At 36.3% G+C, this 24,180-nt stretch carries 10 protein-coding genes; 7 read left to right on the top strand and 3 right to left on the bottom strand.

Annotation, left to right across the window (positions count from 1 at the left end; genetic code table 11):
• Window positions 1-41 precede the first annotated feature (41 nt).
• The 4 genes from ABI125_12170 to ABI125_12155 all read left to right on the top strand — a co-directional run bounded on the left by ABI125_12170 (window position 42) and on the right by ABI125_12155 (window position 12,006).
• A complete protein-coding gene (locus ABI125_12170; GenBank protein XCF05479.1) occupies window positions 42-3,503 on the top strand; it encodes a glycosyl hydrolase in 3,462 nt (1,153 codons plus the stop codon).
• 1,575 nt (window positions 3,504-5,078) lie between these two features.
• Window positions 5,079-8,297, top strand: a complete 3,219-nt coding sequence (locus tag ABI125_12165) for a BNR-4 repeat-containing protein (protein XCF05478.1) — start codon at window positions 5,079-5,081, stop codon at window positions 8,295-8,297.
• 247 nt (window positions 8,298-8,544) lie between these two features.
• Window positions 8,545-10,092 carry a T9SS type A sorting domain-containing protein gene (locus ABI125_12160; GenBank protein ID XCF05477.1) on the top strand — a complete coding sequence of 516 codons (1,548 nt, stop codon included), beginning with the start codon at window positions 8,545-8,547 and terminating at the stop codon, window positions 10,090-10,092.
• Window positions 10,093-12,006 (top strand): hypothetical protein, encoded by a 1,914-nt coding sequence (locus ABI125_12155; GenBank protein XCF05476.1) that lies wholly within the window; start codon window positions 10,093-10,095, stop codon window positions 12,004-12,006.
• 773 nt (window positions 12,007-12,779) lie between these two features.
• Here the strand turns inward: ABI125_12155 and ABI125_12150 are convergent.
• The 3 genes from ABI125_12150 to ABI125_12140 form a co-directional block, all read right to left on the bottom strand.
• A complete protein-coding gene (locus ABI125_12150; GenBank protein ID XCF05475.1) occupies window positions 12,780-13,229 on the bottom strand; it encodes a hypothetical protein in 450 nt (149 codons plus the stop codon).
• A gap of 14 nt (window positions 13,230-13,243) precedes the next feature.
• Complete coding sequence (locus tag ABI125_12145) at window positions 13,244-13,573, bottom strand: hypothetical protein (GenBank protein XCF05474.1); 330 nt, start codon at window positions 13,571-13,573, stop codon at window positions 13,244-13,246.
• A 393-nt stretch (window positions 13,574-13,966) separates the two neighbouring features.
• The gene (locus ABI125_12140) at window positions 13,967-14,893 is read right to left on the bottom strand and encodes a hypothetical protein (GenBank protein ID XCF05473.1); all 927 of its coding nucleotides are present in this window, start codon (window positions 14,891-14,893) and stop codon (window positions 13,967-13,969) included.
• Window positions 14,894-15,993: 1,100 nt separating this feature from the next.
• On the opposite strand from ABI125_12140, the gene ABI125_12135 reads away from it, so the two are divergent.
• Genes ABI125_12135 through ABI125_12125 form a run of 3 tightly spaced genes read left to right on the top strand, consistent with a single transcriptional unit; the run spans window position 15,994 to window position 24,161 of the window.
• Window positions 15,994-19,104, top strand: a complete 3,111-nt coding sequence (locus ABI125_12135; protein XCF05472.1) for a TonB-dependent receptor — start codon at window positions 15,994-15,996, stop codon at window positions 19,102-19,104.
• Between the two features lie 12 nt (window positions 19,105-19,116).
• Window positions 19,117-21,006 carry a RagB/SusD family nutrient uptake outer membrane protein gene (locus tag ABI125_12130; protein ID XCF05471.1) on the top strand — a complete coding sequence of 630 codons (1,890 nt, stop codon included), beginning with the start codon at window positions 19,117-19,119 and terminating at the stop codon, window positions 21,004-21,006.
• Between the two features lie 2 nt (window positions 21,007-21,008).
• Window positions 21,009-24,161, top strand: a complete 3,153-nt coding sequence (locus ABI125_12125) for a SusC/RagA family TonB-linked outer membrane protein (GenBank protein ID XCF05470.1) — start codon at window positions 21,009-21,011, stop codon at window positions 24,159-24,161.
• The last annotated feature ends 19 nt before the right edge of the window (window positions 24,162-24,180 follow it).

Here is a 24,180-nt window from a genome sequence, read left to right as displayed (position 1 = left end):
TGCTTAATCAGTAAATTATATTGAGTTAATAAAAATTACAAATGAAAAGTCTTTCTGTATTAAGCATTTTTGCAATTTTATTTTTTACTTGTCAATCGAAACTTGAAAAAAATAAAACTGCTCAAAACACGATTAGCCTTGAACAACTAGGTCAAGGTTTTAATAATCCCGAAAAGCAGTTTCGCCCCGAAACTTGGTTTCACCTTAACGGGAATAATATATCTAAAGAGGGTTTGACCTTAGATTTAGAGGCCATAAAAGAAGCCGGTTTGCAAGGCATTCATTTATTTAATAAAGCAGGAAGACCTTACCCAGGTGTAGACCCAATAAAGATTCTCTCGCCCGAATGGGAAGATATGATTCGTCATGCGGCTGACGAATGCCAACGTTTAGGTTTAAAGTTTACCATGCAAAATTGCCCAGGCTGGTCTATGACTGGTGGGCCATGGGTGCCTGTTGAGGAGGCGCAACGTGAAGTTGTTGAAACTACATATCACATTTCCGGAGGAAAAACTTTCGATGAAATATTAGAAATAGATTCCTTATATCATACAGCAGATTTTGATTATAAAGATATTCAAGTTTTAGCTTTTCCAACGGTTGAAGGCGATGATTCAAAGCCTTTTACCCCTTCAAAGATTGAAACCAATAATACTGTAGTGCCTTGGGAGGATATGTTCAACCCAAATTCAAAAATTATCGTTACTCGAAAAACGACGCGTTTAGACAAACCTATTGAAGCATATCGTTCAAAAGGGATATCAAAAGTAAATAATCAAAATACTTGGGTGAAAACAAGTTTTGATGCACCTGTTACTTTAAGAACCATTACCTTCCCGCAAACGCGACACATGATTATGGGTACAGAATACCCCGTTATAGATGTTGATGTTAAAGTAGAAGCATTAATTGATAATAAACGCGTAAAGATTGCAACCTTAAATATTCCAGATGCAAATTGGAATGACCGACGAAAACACCTCACGTTAACCATTCCTGAAACTACTGCAAAAGAGTTCATTTTTACGTTTGAAGGCAGCCATAGTATTGCTCCAGAATTTATTCGATTAAATTCTAATCCAAGGTTGCATAATCACGAAGCAAAAGCCGCCAAAGTGTTACGCCGTTTAGAGAAAGATGTAGAGATTGATTATGCTGAAAATACCATAATAAATACAGAATCTATTGTTAATCTAACCGATAATATGTCTGCCAATGGAAAATTAACATGGGATATTCCAGAAGGCAATTGGACCATTGTTCGTTTTGGGCATATCAATATGCGTTTAACCAACAAGCCAGCAGTTCCCGAGGCAACAGGTTGGGAGTCGAGCAAACTCGATAAAGTAGCTATTGAAAACCATTTGAGAAATGGAATGATTGGTAACTTAATAAAAGACGGTGGCCCCATAGGCGATGGAAAATTGCATGGCTTATTAATTGATAGCTGGGAGAGCCATGTGCCAACTTGGACAATGAATTCTGAAGATATGTTCAAAGAATTTGAAACCAGACGTGGCTACAGTATGAAAAAATACCTGCCAGCAACTATGGGGTACATTGTGGATAACAAAAAAGCGACAACAAAGTTTTTAAGGGATTTAAGGCAAACGATGGATGAAGTTTTTATAGACAATTTCTTCAAGCATTTTGCAACCGTAGCACACGATATGGGAGCCGAAGTTTACACCGAAGGAGCTGGAGGGGAAGTACTGCCTGTAGACCCTATGAGATATTATGGAGTGAGTGATATTCCTATGACGGAGTTTTGGTATCCTAGTGCACCGTCAGCTCAAAATGAGTATGCCAAACCCATTTACAATGCGGCCTCGGCCACCCATTTATACAACAAACTCATGTTGGCTGCCGAGGCTTGCACACAAGTTGGTGTAAAGTGGAATGAACATCCGTTTTCTGTTAAATATTTAATTGATTATAATTTTACCAAAGGTGTAAATCACTTGGTGTTCCACACGTTTTCGCATACACCGCAAAAAAAGGTGTATCCAGGGTCAAGCTTTGGAGGTAATATTGGATTTCCTTTGGTTAGAGAACAAACATGGTGGCCATACATGAAGGATTGGACTGATTATTTAACAAGAAACCAGTATTTACTACAGCAAGGCGAATATGTGGCAGATGTACTGTGGTATTATGGCGACCATTATGAGCGTCCGCCGTTTGATTTAGATGCATTCCCCAAAGGCTATCGTTTTGATTACTTAAATGCTGAAATTCTTCAAGAAAAGCTAAGTGTGGAAAACGGTAAAATTCATGTGGAAAACGGAGGTGATTACAGAGTTATTAAACTTAGGGATTCTGAAAATATGTTGCTTTCAACGGCTAGAAAACTAAAAGAACTGGTTGAAAATGGGGCAGTTATTTTAGGAAATAAACCTAAAGACTCACCTAGTTTAATGGATAATGACAATGAGGTAAAAGAGTTACTTGCCATTGCAGACACAATGTGGGATGATACAGAGAGCGGCGTAAAACAAGTTGGTAAAGGAAAAGTATATTGGGGTAAAACCTTGGAAGAGGTTTTGCAAGAAGAACAAATTGAAAAAGACGTAATTGTACCCGGTGCCTTAAATATCAACTGGATACATCGTGAAACACAAGATGCCGATATTTATTTTGTGGCTTCAAAGGAAAATAAGCCTATTAATGTTGCTTTAAGTTTCCGAGTGGCAGACCGAACCCCTAAAATATGGGACGCTTTCACTGGGCATCAACAAAATGCCAAAATTTGGAAAAAGCTTAAAGATAGAACTAATGTAGCATTATCTTTACCTTCAAATGGGAGTGCTGTTATTGTGTTTTCAAAAGAGAATAATCAAGCCCTAGCTTCAAAAGTAACTAAAGGTGGTCTTACAATTTTAGATACGGAAACGGGTTGGTTCAAAAGACTTTCAGAAGAAAACCATGTTCAAATAGCTTTTCAAAATGAAGACTTTTTAGCCACAACTTCAGGTGAATATGTGTTTCATCAAAAAGAAAACACCTTAGCAAAAACCATAGCAGTTAAAGAAACACCACTTCAAAATAATTGGATTTTAACTTTTGAGGATGGTTGGGATACCCCGAAAACTCTAAGTGTTTCAGAATTAAAATCGTTAACAAAATTTGATGACGAGGCCATAAAACACTATTCAGGCACCACTATATATTCCAAAACTGTAAACCTTGAGGGGCTGGGGAGGCATACCATTCTAGATTTAGGCGAGGTCGCCAATATTGCAGAACTCTGGTGCAATGGAAAAAAAGTGGGGGTAAAATGGGCGCCACCGTTTCAGTTTGATGTTAGCGATTTTGTGAAAAAAGGAGAAAATATACTTGAAATTAAAGTAACCAACACTTGGCGCAACCAACTTATTTTTGATAATTCACGACCCAAAGACCAAAAGAAAACGTGGACTACGGCTGGGCCCAAAACAGACGAAACTGAATTGGAGCGTTCAGGTTTAGTAGGAAAGGTTACTATAAAAACTATTTCGCATTAATAATTTCAAAATGTAACCCGTTGTGCATTTTGAAAAAAAATCGTCAATTCGAGCGGATTTTTCGATTGAAATGAGAAAAATTTGTATCGAGAATTAAAATTTTAGCAACCAAAAGTTCTCGATACGATTTTTCTTGTCTCAAAATCATTCAAATTGACGTTCAAACTAAATTTTATGCTCAAAATGCACAACGGGTAAAATGTATATTTTTTATAAGGTATACAGGACAGAACAGGACATAATTTGTAAGTAAATACTTTTTATTTGTGTAAGTCTTTACGATGTATCATTAGGCGTCTCTCACAAAAAGTAACATAGAATATAAAAATACCTATGGTTAGAGAGAAAATTGCTTCGTTCTTTAGTCTCGCTTCGGGTTGTAGCCCAACAGCGATGGGAGTTGCACTGGCACCATCCTGCGTCGCAACAGGCCTATACTATGTTTCTGTAGGACTAGCTTGTGATGATATTTAAAAATGATAGGTATGAAAAATTTTTGGATAAAGTACCCGATTATATACTTGCTCTTATTCTGCTTATTAGCAGGATTCGCAGGAGTTGATACTGGTATTATGATTAAAAATGGGTTTCCTGAACAGAAAGGGATTTTGTATTTAAAAATATTTCAAATAGTTACCGGTTTTATTGTCTCTTTCTGTTTTTTATTTACTTATGTGAAAATTAAAAACAAAAAAGAGAATCATTAAAAATAAATTGGTATAACACGAGTCATGATAAAAAATGAAAATAGACGAATAAGGATTATGGTTATAATTATGGGAATTCTATTTGTTAGAAGTTTATTTTTATTTATAGAAAAAGGAGTTCCGAACGAGTTTGATAGTTGGAAATTTTATGCATCCCTTTTAGGAGCTATAGGCTTTTTAGGTCTTTTTATTTTTTCCATTAAACAAATCATTAATAAATAATGACTTTATAAATAACTATCGTAAAAAAATAGCAGTTAAGGGCTAAACTAAAAAGTTTGTCCTTTGCTGCTGTTTTTATATTTTTTTAACTGAAAATAGTAGAATTTCTATTTGATAACATACGGAATTTAAGTATTAAAAACATTATAAACCAACTCACTATCTACCAACTTATTTTTGATAATTCACGACCCAAAGACCAAAAGAAAACGTGGACTACGGCTGGGCCCAAAACAAACGAAACTGAATTGGAGCGTTCTGGTTTAGTAGGGCCTGTGAGACTGAGGTTGGTAGATTGATTTAATTTACCTCATTCTTTTTTTTTTTTTTTTCATTTAGAAGAGAACACCCAACCATATAGGGCAGGATAGTTATTTACATTGTGTTTTAGATATTTATATCTAATAATATCAACTAAACTTTACCACAATAATGCATAACATATCTCAGAGAGTCCTTTGCATTCTTTTTTTGGATGGTGTTTCTATTTCATATAACATATGGAATGGATTGCCTTCCCTTTAATTTGCTTCAGGTAACATAACCAAGCTCAGGTTTTATATAGGCCCTCATGGTAAAGTTATGAGCACCTAATAATAAATCGGCAAGTAAACATACCAACTAAATATTACAAACTAAACTTATTATGAAAACAGCTTTACAACTAAAAGTATTTAGGAACTACAAACTATTTTTATTGTTCCTATTGGTGGCTAATGCATTCACAAAAGAATTATCGGCACAAGTCACTTTTTTAGAAAATACAAAAATTACCGACGAAGCGTTTTATTTCTGGAAACCAGATGACCCAAAACCGTATCACTACGGAGCCAGTATAAACCCACATGGTAATTGTATGAAAGTAACGAACGGTTATGTGTTTTACACTTGGTATCGCGGTGGGTGGGCAGACCGTACATTAATGGTATCTCGCAAAAAGATTGGTGAGGGCAATTGGGTGCATGTAGAGCTGCCAGCAAAGTTGAGTTTGGTTGGCGGAAAGGGCGATACCCATTTAACCACCAATATTGGCATTTGCCCCATCGACGGCACGGTGCACCTTATGTTCGATCACCATAACGAAGATTTGAATTACATTAGGTCTAAAAAGAACATTGCATTTGGCCCAGATGAAGATTTTATTGCAGACAACTTTCTTCCACAGCAAAATTATTTAATCCCTGGAAAAAAAGTAACCGGTGTTACCTATCCAGATTTATTCAATAATGATCAAGGCGAGATGTATTTTGAACGCCGATTGGGGTCTGCTGTTGGTGGAGACATTGTAATGACCTATTACAATGGCGATACATGGTCGGAAGAAGTTATCATTATTAAAGGAAGAGGTAACGAAGTAACCCAAGGCGAACGCAACTTCTGCTATGGGAGTGCTAATTTTATAAACGGGAAATTTTATTATTCATACTCACCGCGCTGGGCCGAATCTCCCACAAGGTTAAACGAAGGCGTTTACGTGATGGAATTGGGTGCCCGTATGGACAGTAAGGCAACAACTTTAGATGGAAAAAGTTATGACTTACCAATAATCGATCATGAGCCATTTTTTATAGCCGACCCTCGAAGTGTGCCAACAACAGAAGGTTGGGCAGGAGGGCCACAGTTGGCGATTTCTCCTAAAAATGATATTTATACTTATATAAATCCTAAAGGAACAAGCCCTTATAATTATCTAAGAAAACAAAACGAAACAGAGTTTACAGAAGATAGAAACAAAGGCTCTTTAGGAGTGTTTTATGGAAATCGAATGTATAAATTCAACTTAACCGGAGGCGATTTTATTGTAACAAGTGCCTTGGCCGGCACGTATAATTGGCGGGAAGATTTTAGAACTACTATAGGTGTAAACGATAGAAAGAGCATTACAGTCATGGATGACGGAGTAATTGCTGTAGTATTTAGTGAGGCCGTAAATAGCGATACCGTGCCAATTCATTGTTTTGTGTTCCAGTTACAAAAAGAAGAATACACAGCACAAACCATCAGTTTCGATACCTTAGCAGAAAAAACAGAAGGGGATTCTAATTTTACATTAAATGGAACGGCAAGTTCTGGATTACCCGTATCTTATGTGTCTTCAAACCCAAATATAGCACGTATTGTTAATGGCAATGAAGTGCAAATTATGGGGGTAGGATCTTGCGAAATTATTGCAAGCCAAAAAGGTGATGGCACTTATGATGAAGCACCAGAGATACCACAAACTTTAGTGGTTAATGCAAACACATCAAAGTTAAACCAAACTATCGATTTCACTTTAGCCACAACGACTCATACTTGGGGAAATCCAGACGAAACTTTAAATGCTACTTCCAGTTCTGGTTTGCCAGTACAGTACGAAAGCACGAATACTGATGTGGCTGAAATAGTAAATGGCAATAAGTTACATGTAAAGCGTGCTGGTACAGCTACAATAAATGCCATACAGTTTGGTGACGAAACGTATAATGCGGCACCAATTGTGGGGCACGAACTTACAGTTCCAATACGTCAACAGGAAATTATTTTTCAGGATATTCCCGAAGTAACTTCTGGAGATCCAGCATTTAGTCTGGTTGCAACCAGTAATAATCCAGATGCCAATTTAAGGTTCTTATGCCCAAATAATCAAATCGCCGTAGTGTGGGATGACCAAGTACGGCAGATTTTGGGAGCAGGTAGTGCAACGATAACGGTTTCAGAAAATGGAAACGATTATTTTACTTCCGCACAAGCATCAAAAACCCTTACTGTAAACCCTAAAACACATCAAGTTCCATCAACTATAGAAGCAGAGTATTATACTTCTAAAAGTGGGGTAAATGTTACCAGATGGAGTAATACGGTATTTTATCTAAACTCTTGGGGAGCTAATGATTTTGCAGAGTATACTATAAACGTTCCTGAAGATGGAGAATATGATGTTGAAGTATTTGCTGCATCACCTGGAGCCACAAAAAAACTAAAAATAGTCAAAGGAACAACCATTCTCGCTTCAATATCACTTACCAAAACCCCCAATTTAACAAATTTTAAAGGGACTAAAGCGACCATTTCACTTCAAAAAGGTGTTCAAAACATTAAAGTTGTAGGTGAAGTAGGAGGTTTTAATTACGATAAAATGAAAATATCTGGGAGTACTGGTGGCAGTACTGGAGGTGATGGCGAAGGCGTTTATCAACTGGTTAATGTAGCTACCGGAAAATATCTAGGAACTAATTCCACTGCTGGTCAACCAGTGATAATGCACGATACTGGAGATGGAAATGATACAAAATGGGAGTTTATAAAAACCACTCGAGACGGTATAGATTACTATAATATTGATAGCCGTATTAATGGTATTTTACGTGCTACTGGAGAAGGTTTTTCAGCGGGACCATATTTAACTGTTAGCACGGGTAAAGCGCCGCCAGCAGCAGATACTGATAAAATATGGACAGTACACTATAACGAAGTAGATGATACTTTTAGGTTTGAAGCTAGAAACTACGGAAGGTTTCTATATCATCAAACCGATGACAAGTGCTATAACCTTGAAGCGAATGCAGATGATGATAGAGGTAAATGGCGAATAGAAGGCACAGGGGGACCGTTGCTAAGTGCCAAAAACAAAGACTTCATGGTTTCTTCTTTAAGAGTATATCCTAATCCTACAGAAGATAAGTTCACTATAACGTTTGAAAATTTTGGAGATGAAAAGCATATAGAAATATATAATCTCTTGGGTGAACGAGTATACAGTAACACCTTATCAAATAATTCAATAGAAATACAAAGCCAGTCTATATTAGAATCTGGGATGTATCATGTTAAAGTATTTTCAGAAGATAACAGAGTGTATCATTCTAAGTTGATTGTAAAATAATCAGTGTAAAAATCAGCATAGAAAATTTACAATAACATATCATATTACCGAAACTAGTTTGCTTCTATTTCAAGGAAGTGTAAAATCTAGATTTAGTGTTTGGATTTTTTTACTTAGTTAAATAAAAATAGTTTTGGTCTCTATTTATTTTTTGTTAAACCATGATAATACAGGATAGAGGTTTAAGAGGCTGTTATTAAATTAGTAGAATGACTATGCGTCATATAAATTGTAACTTAATATAGCTATGAAAAAAATTACAATTAAATTAATCTTGTTTATAAGTCTAACTCTTTCTTCTTATATGGTATCCTCTCAAGTAACGGCGCCTGATGAAGATATAAGTTCAGACTTAAGCTGTACACCTGAATACACGAATGCAACCAGAACGTCTTCAGATTTACCAAATCCTGTTAACGTTGGAATGATAGATGATAGAAGTTGTTACGCAGATTATTCAGAAAGCAGTGTTTACGGAAAAACTTGGGGCGTATATAATATCACCTTTAATTCCAATCATTTAGATACGAGTTTGCAACCTAGAATCGAGAGGTCGTTAAGCCGATCCCAAGAAACAGGTGTGGGTAGCTATGCAAAGTTCTCAGGAACATTTAGGATTCTTGAAGTTGGTGATACCTCGGGTACTGGTGGTGATGGTACCTATATTGCGCAAGCCAAAGGAAAACATACCGGAGGTGGTGGTTCGCCAGACCCGGCAATTTGCTTGTATTTGGCAAAACCTGTTTATGGTACAGGCACAAATGCTGGTAAACAGGTGTCATTCGATATTTATGCCGAGCGTATTCTGTTTCGTGGAGGAGAAGGCAGTGGAAGGGAAATCGTGTTTTTAAAGAACGTTCTTAAAGATGCCGAAACGAGCTTTGAGTTGGAAGTGGGTTTTGCGCAAGACCCAAGTGATGCCTCGAAGAAAATTCATTATTGTAATGCGAAAATTGGGGGTACAGATTTCAATTGGAATATTCCTGGACCCGAAAGAGGTACAGAATCTGGTATTAGATATGGTGCTTATAGAGTCAAAGGAGGTAGAGCTCAAATTAGATGGGCAAATACTACCTACCAAAAGGAAGAAGTTGCAGATAACAGCAGCCCTGGTTTAACCGGTGAGGTATACAGTTTAAAAAACGTGGCAACAGGGAAATTTTTAACCGATGCCGGTGCTGGAGCAACACCCGTTACCATGAGTGATTCAAATGAAGCAGAAAACACGCGTTGGAACTTTGTTGAAAGTGGCGCTTTTTATAACATCGATAGTGAGAGCTACGGCATCTTGAGAGCCACAGGTTCTGGGTTTTCTGGAGGAGCCTATGCGGTTGTTAGTACCGCCAAAGCCCCTCCAGCAAGTGATGGTGATAAAGTATGGACCGTACATTATAACGAATCAGACAACACTTATAGGTTAGAAGCCGGTAGCAGTGGAAGGTTTATATACCACGAAGTAGGAGGTAACGTTACTAATATAGAAGCTCTTGCTACTGATGATAGAAGTAAATGGCAACTCATTGCGGAAAGCTTAAGTCTTGGTGATACCAACTTTTCATCATCTTTAAAAGTATTTCCCAATCCAACAAACGGTGAGTTTTCTGTTACACTGAGTAATTCAAGCAAAGTAAGCGTTAAGTTGTATAATATTTTAGGTGAGTTGGTTTTAGATGAAACTATCAGTAATGGAAAAATGTTAATCCGCAATGATAAAAATCTTCAATCTGGCTTATATTTATTAAAAGTATTTGGAGACGATAATAGGGAGTACCATTCTAAACTCGTTATACGCTAAATGAAAAGACGCAATTTTATACAATTATCAACCTTGGCAGGTGTGGGGCTTACACTACCAATTTCAGGGCTTTTTAATTCATGTGAAAACCATTCAGAACATTCATTGGAATTTAAAAACCTGATTTCTAGTTTATTAGATGAATGGTGTGAAGGTATGTTGAAGCAACAAATATTTGAGCCATCTAATTTAGAACTGCATGGTGCTTTAGATTGTCCGTCATGCGAACATATACACGGACGCTGTATGGATGCGGTGTATCCGTTTTTGTATATGGCAGATAAAACTGGCGATGAAAAGTATATAAAAGGAGCTAAATTAGTGATGCTTTGGGCTGAAAACAATGTGTCTCAAGAAGATGGTAGTTGGACGGTGATTACTAACCCTAAATCATGGAAGGGGATAACCGTATTTGGTGCCATTGCTTTGGCCGAAGCATTACATTATCATGGTCATGTTTTAGATGAAGAAACTCATATATCTTGGATGACGCGTCTTGAAAAAGCAGGACAGTATATACACGATACCTTTACAATTGATTTTACAAATATCAATTACCCAGGTACGGCAGTCTATGGTTTAGATTTAATAGGAGATGTTTTAAAAAGAGATGACTTTAAGGAAAAGAGTAAAGCATTGGCGTCAGAAGTAAAATCGTATTTCACAGCTAATGAAGGATTGTTGTTTGGTGAATGTAAAAAGAGTTCCAGTAAACTAAGTGAAAAAGGTCTGCATGGTGTAGATTTGGGATATAACGTAGAGGAAACTTTAAATAGTTTGGTGATGTATGCTTTGAAACATAACGATGAGGAGTTAATACAAATATTAACCAAATCTTTAAATAGTCACCTAGAATTTATGATGCCAGATGGTGGTTGGGACAACAGCTGGGGTAACCGCATGTACAAATGGACCTATTGGGGTAGTAGAACTTGTGATGGCAGTCAACCAGCATTCGGTATGATGGCGCACATCAATCCCGCTTTTGGAACAGCCGCTGTAAAAAACACAGAGCTTTTAAAACAATGTACATCAGATGGTCTAATTCATGGCGGACCGCATTACGTGTCTGCAGGTATTTTACCCTGTATTCACCATACCTTTACACATGCAAAACCTTTAACAGCGCTTTTAGACCATTGGGAGCATCTTCCTGAAATAAATACAAACACAGAGTTGCCGAGAGCCACTGCAGACGGTGTAACACATTTTAAAGATTTAGATGTGTACTTATTTGCCAGAGGTGATTGGAGGGGAACGGTAAGTGCTTATGATGCCGAATACCATTACAAAGAAGATTTTAGGCAAGCGTCAGGTGGTAGTTTAGGTATTTTGTATCACAATAAAGTTGGTTTAATCTGTGCCGCAAGTATGGCAAAATATGAAATGGTTGAAAAGAATAACCAACAAGTACAACCAGGAAAGGACATTTGCTTAACGCCGCGTATAGAAACTTTTAAAGATGAGGTTTGGTATACCAATTTATACGATTTACCTGCTACTGTAGCCACAAAAGATACAGATGGTATTGTAGATTTGGTTGCCGATGTAAAATTGAAAAATGGAGATAGAGAATTAGTAGAAGGAACTGCAAACGATTTTGATATTACCTATAGATGCAGCGCCAATGGAACAACTATTTTGGCTAAAACGAATCAAGAAATTACTTCTCCTACAGCTTTTGTATTGCCAATTGTTTCATCAAATAATGAAGTAGTAACAACGGTGAGTGACACTGAAATTACAGTTCAAAAACCAGAAGGCTTAGTTACAATAAAGGCAAACGCACCGATTAAAATCAAAGCTCTTGAAGGCAAAAGAACTTTTAACATGGTGCCTGGGGTAGAAGCACTGCCTTTTGAAGTATTCTTTAATGAAGCAAAGCTTATAGAAGTTAGTATTTCTGTGGGGTAATTTGAACTTGGTGTTTAGTCTTGGTATAAGGGTACTGTAGAAGTTGTTGTCTTTACTTAGGCATAAAATTTAAGACTGTTTGTTACAAAATATCTTAGAAACCATGAAAAACGATATTTAAAGCCCAGAATTTTGGAACAGCTTACAGTATATCGAGGTACAGAGTGGCTAAAATTATGATGGAATTGGGGCAGTCAAATATATAAGGGAGTTAAAGGCTGCGACAGATTCCAATCACAATTATCCTGTTTTCAAAAACCTACTGAACAGAGACTTTAACCTCATTAGGTCAAACGAAGCTTGGGTCAGGGATATTACATACATCCAGACAAAGACCACCCAAGGTTGGCTATACCTAACGACCATGATTGATTTGTTTGACGGGTAAGTAATTCTGTGGTCATTGACCACAGGCCTGCATGTTACCTAAATGTTGTGCCGACATGTAAAATAAAATGGCCACTGGTAAATAAAATATAAGTAACAATTCGATTTTTGATTCAGACCTTGGGATTACAGTACGCCTCAAAAACATTTAGGGCATTTATTAAATCCACCCGTTGGTAGTCCAATCCATTAACAGAAGGGGGATTGTTGGGGCACATTCAGAAAATAGCATCATTAATTATATTTTGGTGCTATTTTTTGTTTTCAATACTTCCCTTTGACAGTTTTCCTTTGGCTAGCGATAAAAAAGAAAATTAAATACACAAAAGGCATGTGTTTTTTTAACGTCACGGCGCACGTTCCCCATTAATGGAAATCACTTTTTTTTAAGCGACTTGCTTTGGGGCGTTTTGCATTCGCCTTCCCATTTCTAAGGCATTGGCAGTATGTATGCCAAAGAAGACCCATAACATTTCATTTGGTTTTGTTTTCGCCTTGATTTCTTTGAGGTGGCAATGTTCCTTTTCTTTACCAAAACTACCTTCTAATCGTGAAGCTCTTTCTTTTGTTATGGCTGCTTTTAGCCTGTTTCCACCTTGGTGGTCTTTCGGTAATTTTCCCTTGCGCTTAAAATCGGTCTTTATCTGGTGCTTGGTTACAAAACTTCGGTTCTTGTTGGTGGCGTCTATCTGTAATTTATTGACCTTGGCTCCAAACTCCACGGGTTTTGTTTCTTTACCTCTTACTATAGGGCGCAGGTAATCTTTGGATATGCTTACAATGCGGTCTTTTATCTTTTGGCCTGTTTTAAAATAGCTGCTTTGTTGCTCGTACACTTGTTTTACAGTGACTACTCTGCGGTAATATTGGGCAGTAAAATCAATATTGTTATGTTTTTGTAATTGAGACTCAAAATCTGTTCCATGAGCTTCCTGTCCGAACAGCCTGCATAGTGTTTTAAAAACATTGGGGCTAAACGACCGCGTGGACCGAACAACATGCTGTTGCCCAATTTTTGTTCTTTGACCTTAAATTGTAAAACTAAATCATCCCAAGGAATCGCTTGATGGATTTTTCCGAGATTGCCCTCTAAAAAGCGCGCGTAGAAAAGGTCATAATCTTCACTGGGGGGAAAAAGGGAAAGACGACCTTGTAGGTCAGAAATTCTTTGTATTTCCATTTTAATAGAAACTGAAAACCCCGTTTTCGACCCTTTTTGGCCGTTTTCGGGGGTTATTTATACCTCTATATACAACAAAACCCTCATGTTTACAAGGGTTTTTGTGTTTTGTGAAGGTGCCTGTTGGGATAATTCAGGTGCTGAGTGCCTATTCAAAATATTAAAGGGCGAGCTTGTTTATTGTGATGGTTTTAAAACTACAGAACTGGCAAAGACAGCTTTTTTGAGAACATGTAGTACAACTGGAGGCGATTACAATCGTATTTGTGATATAAAACCCTATTATGAAAGTAGAAACTAAATTTTACCAATTTTAAATTTGGCATAGACCTCAAAAAAATCAAAAATTAATTTTTACAGCTTTCTTGTTTTTCAATGAAAAAGTTAATCATATTACATCTCAACTTTTTCATGTGTAGTATTACTCCATCTAATTTGAGCTCTACCTCCTTTGACTCTATAAGCACCATATCTAATTTTTGATTGCGTTCCTCTTTCAGGGGAAGGAATATCCCAATTAAATGCTTCGTCACCAATTATCGCATTACAATAGTGTATCTTTTTAGCAGAATCGCTAGGGTCCACTTTAAAACCAACCTCTAACTCAAAAGAAGTTATTTCGTTTTTATTAACCCTTTTTAATAGAACAACCTCTCTACCATTACCTTCTCCACCACGTTCCAAGATACGTTCTGCATATATATCGAATGCTATTTGCTTGTCTGCATTTTCACCAGTGCCATAAATGGGTTTAGCTAAATATAAGCAAATTGCTGGGTCTGCAGAACCGCCACCACCAGTATGCTGACCTTTGGCTTGTGCAATGTATGTGCCATCTTGACTAAAAGAGCCTGCATCACCCACTTCAAGAATTCTAAAGTCTCCTGTAAATTTAACAAATGACCCTACGTTAGAGTTAGCAATGGGTAATGAGCGTTCCATTCGAGGTTGTAAAGTGGTATCAAATTTGTTTGAACCGTCAGTTATATTGTATATTCCCCATGTAACACCATCAATAACAGTTTCTTTATAATTCGCATAACAAGTCCTGTCGTCAATAGTTCCTACATTAACAGGGTTTGGTAAATCGTTTGATGTTCTTGTAGCATTTTCACCGTCCGGGTTACATATCGTGAAAGAACCTGTATCTTCATCAATAGCAACAACTGAATCTGAATCTGAATCTGAATCTGTACTGTCATCAAATACTAATATGTCTTCAGAGAGCCCAAGCCCATCTTTTGTACAAGAAAATACGGATACAAAAACAACTAATGCTACAATCGATAATGGTCTGTAAATAAGATATACTTTTTTCATAAAAAATGTTTTTTTACAAAAATATATTATTAATTTAAAGGTGTTGTCCTGTTTTATCCTGATTGGAAGATTTTCTGATTATTTAGGGCCCTATGATTGCTATACGGTTACAAAAAGCGAAATTGAACTTTGGTGTTTTTTTGAGACTTCTTATTGTCAATGTACGAATATCTAAAATTATAATGAGTTGACAGTTTCAGTATGATATAGTAGGATGTTTATAATACATATTACTTGTCAGCATGTCAATTATCCCTTAGTTTTCGATCGTTGATTTTTTTCCCTATGGTTGAGTTTTCGAAGAGTGAAAGCAAGATGCAGTAAGAGTCATAATAAAAAGAAAGTATGGCGATATATACTATTTCATCTTAAAAACAAATATTTCAAGTTTAATTGCACTAATGACAGTATTTCTTGAAAATTAAGGGTTTAGATTTAATTTATTGTCTCTTGTTTTGTATTGTTTGAGTTTATCATGACAATACAGGACAGGCCATCAATTTTTAGTTTGTACTTTAGAAACTTCAAATTTAAACTAAACAATATGATATTAAGAACTACCTTGAAAATTGTGTGTGGAAGAGCCATGCTCAATATGCAATGACCAAAGCTTAACTGTCCTGAAAATGATTTTGTGGTTAAGTTCTGAAAAATAAAATTTCAAGACTATCTTAATTCCAACAAAATAAAAAGCTAGGATTTTTTGACTAATAATTTTCTTAACAGATGTAAGGGGGCAAACTTTATAATTTTTAATCATCAATGATATTTTACTGCAAGTTACCTGGAAAAAGTCGATAATTTCAGAGTTTTATAGGATATTTACTTAACCTTTAAATGCTTAATAGAGTTATAGAGTATTTAAGTATACTAAATATGTTTTCATTGAAATCCTTTGCTTTCGTATAATCAACAGAAATCGGGACTTTTAAACCACTTTTGCGTACAGATGCACCCCTTAGGTTGCTTAATTTTGAGGAGTAAAGAAGTGCTCATGGATTGCGTATTGTAAAAAGCCCTTACAACACAGGACAGATTTAAGATATTTTAACAATTACATTTGTAAAACTAATTTATGAACTAAATTTATGAAATTAAAAATGAAACAAAAGCTAACGCCAGACATTAGGCGAATTTTAATTGCAGCTGGTTTGATAATATGCTGTATGGCTATGACAAATGCCCAGACGGTTGAAGGGACTGTGAGTGCTGACGGATTTCCATTGCCTGGGGCTACAGTTATAGTAAAAGGTACCACTAAGGGGGCAGTCACTGATTTTGACGGAAAATATAGCATCGAAGCTGGAGGAGCAAGTGTTTTGCAGTTTTCATATGTTGGATATCAAGCTAAAGAAGTTCCTGTTAATGGGAGAACAACTATAAATGTTGTTCTAGAGGAAGACATAGCAAGTCTAGATGAAGTAATAGTAGTAGGTTACGGTACTCAGAAAAAAGAGAGTGTAGTTGCGGCAATTGTTCAAGTAAAAGGAGAGGATTTGATGGAAAGAGCAGCTGGTATTTCTAATATTGAAGAGGCATTGCAGGGTAATTTGCCTGGGGTTACTGCCATACAGGGTAGTGGTACTCCTGGGGCATCTAATACGAGAATTACCATTCGAGGAAATAGTTCAATTAATGGTGATGGCGGCCCTCTAATACTTGTAGATGGGGTTAAGAGACAAATGTCAGACATTGATATGAACGACGTTGAAAACCTATCTGTATTAAAGGATGCTTCTGCAACAGCAGTTTTTGGTGTTGAGGGAGCCAATGGTGTGATTTTGATTACAACCAAAAGAGGGCAAACTGGTAAAGCGGAGTTGTCGTTAAATGTGAATTCAACAATTAAATTTGTTTCTCAATTACCTACAAAGCTAGATTCCTATGATGCAATACAGCAAGTTAATAGCGCTATTTTAAGAGGGGTAGCTGTGGCTCCAGCTTCATGGAATAATTATACCCCGGGGGCCATTCTAGAAAGATATCGCAACCCATCAAGTTTAGAGGAAAGTTTTGCTTATCCTAATGTAGATTGGGAGGATGAACTCTTAAAAGATTATGCACAAGATTATAGGATTAATTTATCGGTACGTGGTGGTAATAAAACGGCCAAATATTTTGGTAGTTTAGCATATCAAACTGTCGAAGATATTTTTGACGGAGGTAAATATGACAACGGTAGAGGATATGTAGGTGAATTCAGTTATGAGCGATTTAACTACAGAAGTAATATTGATTTTAATATTACAAAAACCACAGAGTTGTCTGTAAATCTTTCCGGTTACTTAGGGATCAGAGAAGAACCAGCCAGAATAGGTAATGTAACAAATGGAATTTACTTTATTCCACCAAACCTTTTCCAACCTATATATCCAGATGGTTATTATGGTGATGATCAAAATGTTGATATTTTTAGGAACTCACTTCGAAGTTTGTCGGCTACAGGATATGATACCTATACGAACTTTCAAGTAAATACAGATTTTATATTGAAACAAAATTTAGATTTTATAACAGATGGTTTGTCGTTTAAAGGACGATTTTCTCTTGATAACAATATGCGGAGTGAGCAGTCTTTAAACGATGGAGGTTCTCTTATAAAACGATACACTATTGATGGTGAAGAGGTTTTAGATGGTAATCCAACTGGTGTGAATCAATTTGATTATGTTCAAGCACCATGGACTTTAACGCCTTCACAAGTAGAAGATACCAGTACTAGTACTGGTAGAGCACGACAGTTGGTTTATGATTTTTCTTTAAATTATAATAGAACATTTGCCGACAAGCATAACTTTACAGCTCTGTTTCTAGTAAGAAGACAGGAAAGTGCTACAGGTAGCCAGTTCCCGAGAAGACGTGAGGATTGGGTAGGAAGGGTTACTTATGACTACGATTCACGATACTTTTTCGATATAAACGGCGCGTACAATGGTTCCGAAAAATTTGGTCCAGGTTATCGTTTTGATCTTTTCCCTTCAGTAGCCTTAGGATGGACGCCTTCTAACGAAGCTTTTTTGGAAGATGCTGATTGGTTGACTAAATTGAAGTTAAGAGGGTCTTACGGGCTTGTTGGAGATGACAATTCAGGTGGGAGATTCAAGTATTTAAGCCAATGGGCTAGTGGTAATTCTTCATATTTAGTACCAAGCAATTTTACTGGGGGAAAATCTCCTTATACTTGGTATAGAGAGTCGATTGTTGGCAATCCCGATCTTCAATGGGAAACTGCTGTTAAATATAATATAGGTGCAGAATTCTCTATATTTAATGGTTTGTTATCAGGTGAAATGGATTATTTTGCAGAAAACCGCGACGATATTGTTATTCTTGGTAGAAACCGTAATGTGCCTGATTGGTTTGGGCAAACACCTCCCGATTTTAATAGAGGAAAAACAGAGGTAAAAGGTTTCGAGGTCGTTCTTGCATCTACATACACATTCGATAATGGTTTAAATGTTTTTGGTAATTTCAACTTTACACAGTCAAAAGGTTTAGTTGTATTAGAAGACGACCCATTATTCTTACAAGAACATTTGCGTAAGGCCGGGTATGCAATAAATCAACAAAGAACTCCCATTCCTGCAGGAATATTAACGAGCTGGGATGATGTCTATATGTCAACACCTCAAACTTTAAATCAGAGCCTAACTCGAGTAGGGTATTATGATGTTGTTGATTTTGACGGTGATGGTATTTTTAACGGTGATTTTGATAGAGCGCCTTTTGGCTATCCAGAGAGTCCTTTAAGAACTTGGGCGGCTACATTAGGGGCGAGTTACAAAGGTTGGACTGTCTCAGCACAATTGTATGGAACGCAAAATGCGAACAGACGTTTTGCAAACAATACGTTTGCACAAGGAACACCTTTAATTTTTACGCAAGATTTAGATTATTGGACTGTAGATACGCCTAGCAACACAGATACTCAACCAGCAGTGGGTGTCGCGGGTGATACCAACCCTAGAGATGCTTGGTTAGACGGCTCATTAACAAGATTGAAAGCCGTAAGCCTATCTTATGACGTGCCAAGTAAAACATGCGAAAAGCTAGGTCTTAAGAAATTGAACCTTTTTGTGAATGGTAATAACTTGTTTTTATGGTCTAACTTACCAGATGATCGAGAGTTTAATAATGATAGTAGTGCTGAATCCAGAGGAGATTATCCTACCTTAAAAAGAATCAACTTTGGTTTTAATATGAATTTTTAAAAAAAAAAAATAATGAAAAACTATAAAATAATATTAGGAGTATTTTTGGGGCTGATGTTCTTCTTTTCCTGCGAAGACTACTTGGATATAGCTCCTGAATCAGTATTGGATGAAGAAGAAGTTTTTTCAACTTTTAAGAACGCACAAGGTTTTGTTGAAGAAATGTACACCTTGGTGGTTCCTTATGAAAGAGGATCGCACACCTTTCAAGATTTCTTATATGGAGACGATACGTTTACAAGTAGATCTTTTAAAGCAGGTTGGAAAATTGATGAAGGAAGTTTAAATGACCTAGGAAGCTATAGTTACTTATATAATTGGCAAAATAATAGTTTTGATAGTCCGGCAATTAATATTAATAACCAATTTGCCAGTAGAAGACCAGGTGTTTGGGATGGTAGTCTGCGAGGAATTCGTAAAGCTAATATTGTAATTGATAATGTTGAAAATAAAGGCTTAATGGTAAATGCCACTCAAGACGAAAGAGATGTTATATTAGGGCAAGCTTATTTTTTTAGAGCATTTTTCCATAATGAGATAATGAAATTTTGGGGGCGTTTTCCTCATATAACGGAAGTGTACGCTGGAGAAATATCCATACCACGGCCAGAAACTTATAAAGAATGTGCTTTAGCAGTCAATGAAGATTATAAGAAAGCCATCGAGTTATTGCCAGTAAATTGGGACGACGAGCCTTATGGGCAACGAACATTAGGAGAGAATAAAATGAGGGTTACTAAGGGTGCGGCCTATGCTTTTCAGGGTAAAAATTTGCTTTTGGCGGCAAGCCCATTAATGCATTTTAACAATCAACCGGGTATAAACACTTATGAGTATGATACCGAATTATGTGATATGGCTGTTGATGCTTTTTCAGGGATTCTTAAATTAGCCGACCAAGGACGTTATCGTTTAGCAACTACATTGGAAGAATTAGAAGAAGTGTTTTGGAAATCACCAGCACCAAGAACTTTGCCGGGGAGTACAGAGTTTATATTTTCAGCTACTGGAAGTAATAACAGAGATATCCTAGCTTTTACGTTGGCAGGAGTCCCTAGATCTGTACATAACGCACTTTCAGAAACTGTTGATCCAACACATAATTTTATTCACAATAATTTTGGAATGGCTAATGGTCTTTCAACAGAACACCCAAATAGTGGTTATGATCCATTAAACCCTTTTGACAATCGTGACCCACGTTTTTACAAATGGCATATTATTGATGGACAAGTGTTATCTCCAAGTGCTACTGGATCTAATAAAGCAAGGCACGAATTTGCTCAACTTTGGTATGTGAGTCAGGCCGATAAAGGCTTTCATAGAGACAATACCATTGATACCAGAGAAAGTGCTCTAAACAATAAAACGGGGTATATGCAAGCAAAGTTTTATCCGATAATCAATGGAGAGTTTGCTAGTCAATGGAATGGGCCTCTTAATACATATGTTGGTGCGCTATTGCACATGAGACTAACGGATGTTTACTTAATGTACGCAGAGGCATTACATGCTTCTAAAGGAGCAACCTCAGCACCAGCTTCTTACCCGTCGTTAACGGCTGAGGGAGCTATTAATAAATTCCGTGATAGAGCTGGTGTGCCTCACGTCCTCCCAAGTATTGTATCTAATAGAAATAGTTTTATGGATGAGCTTAGAAGAGAAAGAGCTGTAGAATTAAGCTATGAAGCACATAGATGGGTAGATATTCGTCGTTGGGGAGTAGCACATTTAGATAGATATAAAATAAAATATGGTTTAAATTTCCCTGAAGATCATTCTAGTTTTGCGCCAGTAATTCTTAAAGAAAGAGTATGTGAATACCCTAAACACTATTGGGTGCCATTTGAGCCTTCTCAAACGCAAATTTACGAGGGCTTCCCTCAGAACCCAGGATGGTAATCTTGTACAAATTCGTTTTAATTAATATAAAGAAAAAAATGAAGATAAATAAATTATATAGGTTGTTTACTCTAGCTTGTTTAATGTTGTTTTGCTTAAGCAATATTGCAACAGCACAAACAAAAGGTAAAAAGGTATCAGCAACCGTGGTCGATGAACAAGGGAATCCACTAAGTGATGTTAATGTTTTTGGATCTAAAGGCGTTCGAACGTCAACAGATGTTAATGGAAAATTTCTAATTGCCATAGATGATGATGAGTCTTTAGTAATACAAAAAAAGGGTTATGAATCGGAACTCATTAATGAGGCTGATTTCACTAAAAACATTACTTTAGTAAAATCTCCATTCTTGGCGACTGAAGATGACGAAATTAAGATGGGTGTTACTACCAAAGATCGCCGTGAAATTGTAGGAGCGGTTTCAACAATAAACACAAGAGACCGTTTAACCTATGACAATACCCAATGGGTAAGGAATTACATTAACGGCCTAACCTTAGGGGTAAGAGGCTCCGATAATGTGAGAGGTTTAGGGAACGCCGTTTTTGTTATTGATGGTGTAATTGGCCGTGACCCAAATATTTTGAATATGGAAGAGGTTGAGCAGATAACGGTTCTTAAAGACGCTAATGCGGTGGCATTATATGGTAGTCAAGGTAGAAATGGTGTTATTGTGATTAACACCAAGCGCGGAAAAATAAATAAAAAAGAAATTAACGTTAATGTACGTACTGGAATTAGTGTGCCAATAGCCTTGCCTAACTATTTGAGTTCAGCTGCCTACATGCAACTTTTTAATGAAGCAAGAAATAATGATGGATTAGATAATTTTTATGATTCAGCACTTATTCAAAATTTTAGGTCAGGTTCAAACAAATACAAATATCCTGATGTAGATTTATATTCAAGTGAATATGTGCAACCTTTTATTAGTACTACAAGTATTATATCTGAGTTTTCTGGTGGAAATGATAAAAATCAGTACTACGTTAATGTTGGATGGAATCGTAACGAAGACTGGGTAAATATAAATGATGATATCAATGCAGGCACGAACCGTTTTAATCTAAGGGGTAATATAGATTTTAAAATAAACGATTGGATTACAAGTAGTCTTGATGGTATCGCAGTTATTAGCTCAAATAAGGGTTCTAGGGCTAATTTGTTAAGTGCGGGTACAACTTTAAAGCCTAATGCTTATTCACCATTCTTACCTGCAAATTTAGTAGATACAAGTGATGAAACAGTTGCAGGTCAATTACAGGCAGCTAGTTTATTTAATGGAATGCTTTTGGGAACTTCGCAAGAACTGCAACTAGACGCACCTATTGCCTTGGCAATAGCGGGTGGGTATCGAAATACTGTGTTTCGTTCTACACAGTTTAATAACTCACTTAATTTTGATTTAAGCAAAATAACAAAAGGCTTATCTGCTAAAACTTATTTAAGTTTTGATTTTTATGATTCTTATAACTTATCAATAAATAATCAATTTAAAACCTATGCACCAGAATGGAATGGAGATAGAATAGCAAATTTTGGTAGAGTTGATCATGATAATGATCCTTTAACACCTGATATAACAGATGATTCTCGAATTTATGGAGAGGACTTGAAAGATCTAACAGAAAATGTTAGTACTAATGGATTTGTATCCCGATTTGGTTTCTATGGATTGGTAAATTATCAGAAAAATATCGATCAGAACAACTCTATAAACACGACCTTTTTAGGATATTATAATTCGGAAAAGAGTAACAATGTAATCCAAACTAATATAGATTCCCACTTAGGGTTGCAAATGACTTATGATTTCAAGAAAAAAGTGTTTGTTGATTTTACTGCTGCCTATACACATTCTATTAAATTACCTGAAGGTAATAGAAACGGTTTAGCACCAACATTTGGTTTAGCATATATTTTAAGTGAAGAGCCGTTTTTAAAAGATAGTAAATTTATAAACTATTTGAAGTTAAAAGCTACAGGAGGCATTATAAAATCAGATCAGGGTATTACAGCTCTTAATGATAATGGGACTGTTGATAATGGTGCTAGCAATTACTATTTATATGATGAAAATTATTCCCGAGGAGGTAATTTTGTTTGGGCAGATGGGTCTAGTAACTCTAGACAAGTCCTATCACAAGGTGCAAATCCTAACCTAGGCTTTGAAGAACGAATAGATTTCAATTTAGGTTTTGAAACTTATTTAATGAATTCACTTTGGATAGAAGCTAATTATTTTAGAACAGAACTTGACAAACAATTAACATTCTTGCAAGATCAATATCCTTCTTTTTATAACGCGTTTAGGCCATATGATAATTTCAATAACAATTTATATACTGGTTTTGAATTGGGGATAAATTTCAATAAAACCATTAACGATTTTAAAGTTGGTATAGGAGCCAATATTTTGTATAGTCAAACAGAAGCATTAAAACGCTCTGAAACAAACGAGTTTGATTACCAAAATAGAGTAGGAAAAGAGCTTTCTACAATTTTTGGATTGGTTGATGGAGGCTTTTATTCTGAGGCTGATTTTGATGCAAGCGGTAATTTAAATGCTGGTTTGCCAGTACCTCAATTTGGCGAGGTGCAACCTGGTGATATAAAATACCTAGATCAAAACGGTGATGATATTATTGATAATGATGACAATGTAGCTATAGGACAGACTAGTAGCCCTTTTACTTATGGTGTAAACCTAAACTTAAAGTATAAAGCATTTAATCTGTTTATACTTGGAACGGGACAAACAGGGGGCGATGCTAACAAGTTAAGTAATAGTTTTAACAATTATTATGAAGCTAACGGAAACAACAAATACTCTGAAGTAGCTATAGGACGTTGGACACCAGCAACGGCCAGTACAGCAACATACCCAAGATTATCTTCACAGAGTAATCAAAACAACTTTAAAACATCCACCTTTTGGTTGTACAACAACAATTTCTTTGAGATTACCCGTGCTCAGTTAACTTATGAATTTACTGATGATTTATGTAATAGATTAGGTTTGGATGATTTTAGTTTAAATATTCAAGGAACTAATCTTTTTGAAGTCGCTAAGAACAGAGATATTCGTCAATTAACTATTGGCGGTACGCCTCAAGCTAGAGCGTATACCCTTGGTTTAAGAATGTCATTTTAATACAATAAAAATATAGAGA

This window comes from Tamlana crocina (assembly GCA_040429635.1).
In the GTDB taxonomy this organism is placed as follows: Bacteria; Bacteroidota; Bacteroidia; order Flavobacteriales; family Flavobacteriaceae; genus Flavisericum; species Flavisericum crocinum.
This window is presented reverse-complemented; position numbering and strand designations above follow the sequence as displayed.

Bases quoted from the DNA above. Each gene is read 5' to 3' on its own strand.
- ABI125_12170 (XCF05479.1), top strand. From the start codon at position 42: ATGAAAAGTCTTTCTGTATTAAGCATTTTTGCAATTTTATTTTTTACT.
- ABI125_12165 (XCF05478.1), top strand. From the start codon at position 5,079: ATGAAAACAGCTTTACAACTAAAAGTATTTAGGAACTACAAACTATTT.
- ABI125_12160 (XCF05477.1), top strand. From the start codon at position 8,545: ATGAAAAAAATTACAATTAAATTAATCTTGTTTATAAGTCTAACTCTT.
- ABI125_12155 (XCF05476.1), top strand. From the start codon at position 10,093: ATGAAAAGACGCAATTTTATACAATTATCAACCTTGGCAGGTGTGGGG.
- ABI125_12145 (XCF05474.1), bottom strand. From the start codon at position 13,573: ATGGAAATACAAAGAATTTCTGACCTACAAGGTCGTCTTTCCCTTTTT.
- ABI125_12140 (XCF05473.1), bottom strand. From the start codon at position 14,893: ATGAAAAAAGTATATCTTATTTACAGACCATTATCGATTGTAGCATTA.
- ABI125_12135 (XCF05472.1), top strand. From the start codon at position 15,994: ATGAAACAAAAGCTAACGCCAGACATTAGGCGAATTTTAATTGCAGCT.
- ABI125_12130 (XCF05471.1), top strand. From the start codon at position 19,117: ATGAAAAACTATAAAATAATATTAGGAGTATTTTTGGGGCTGATGTTC.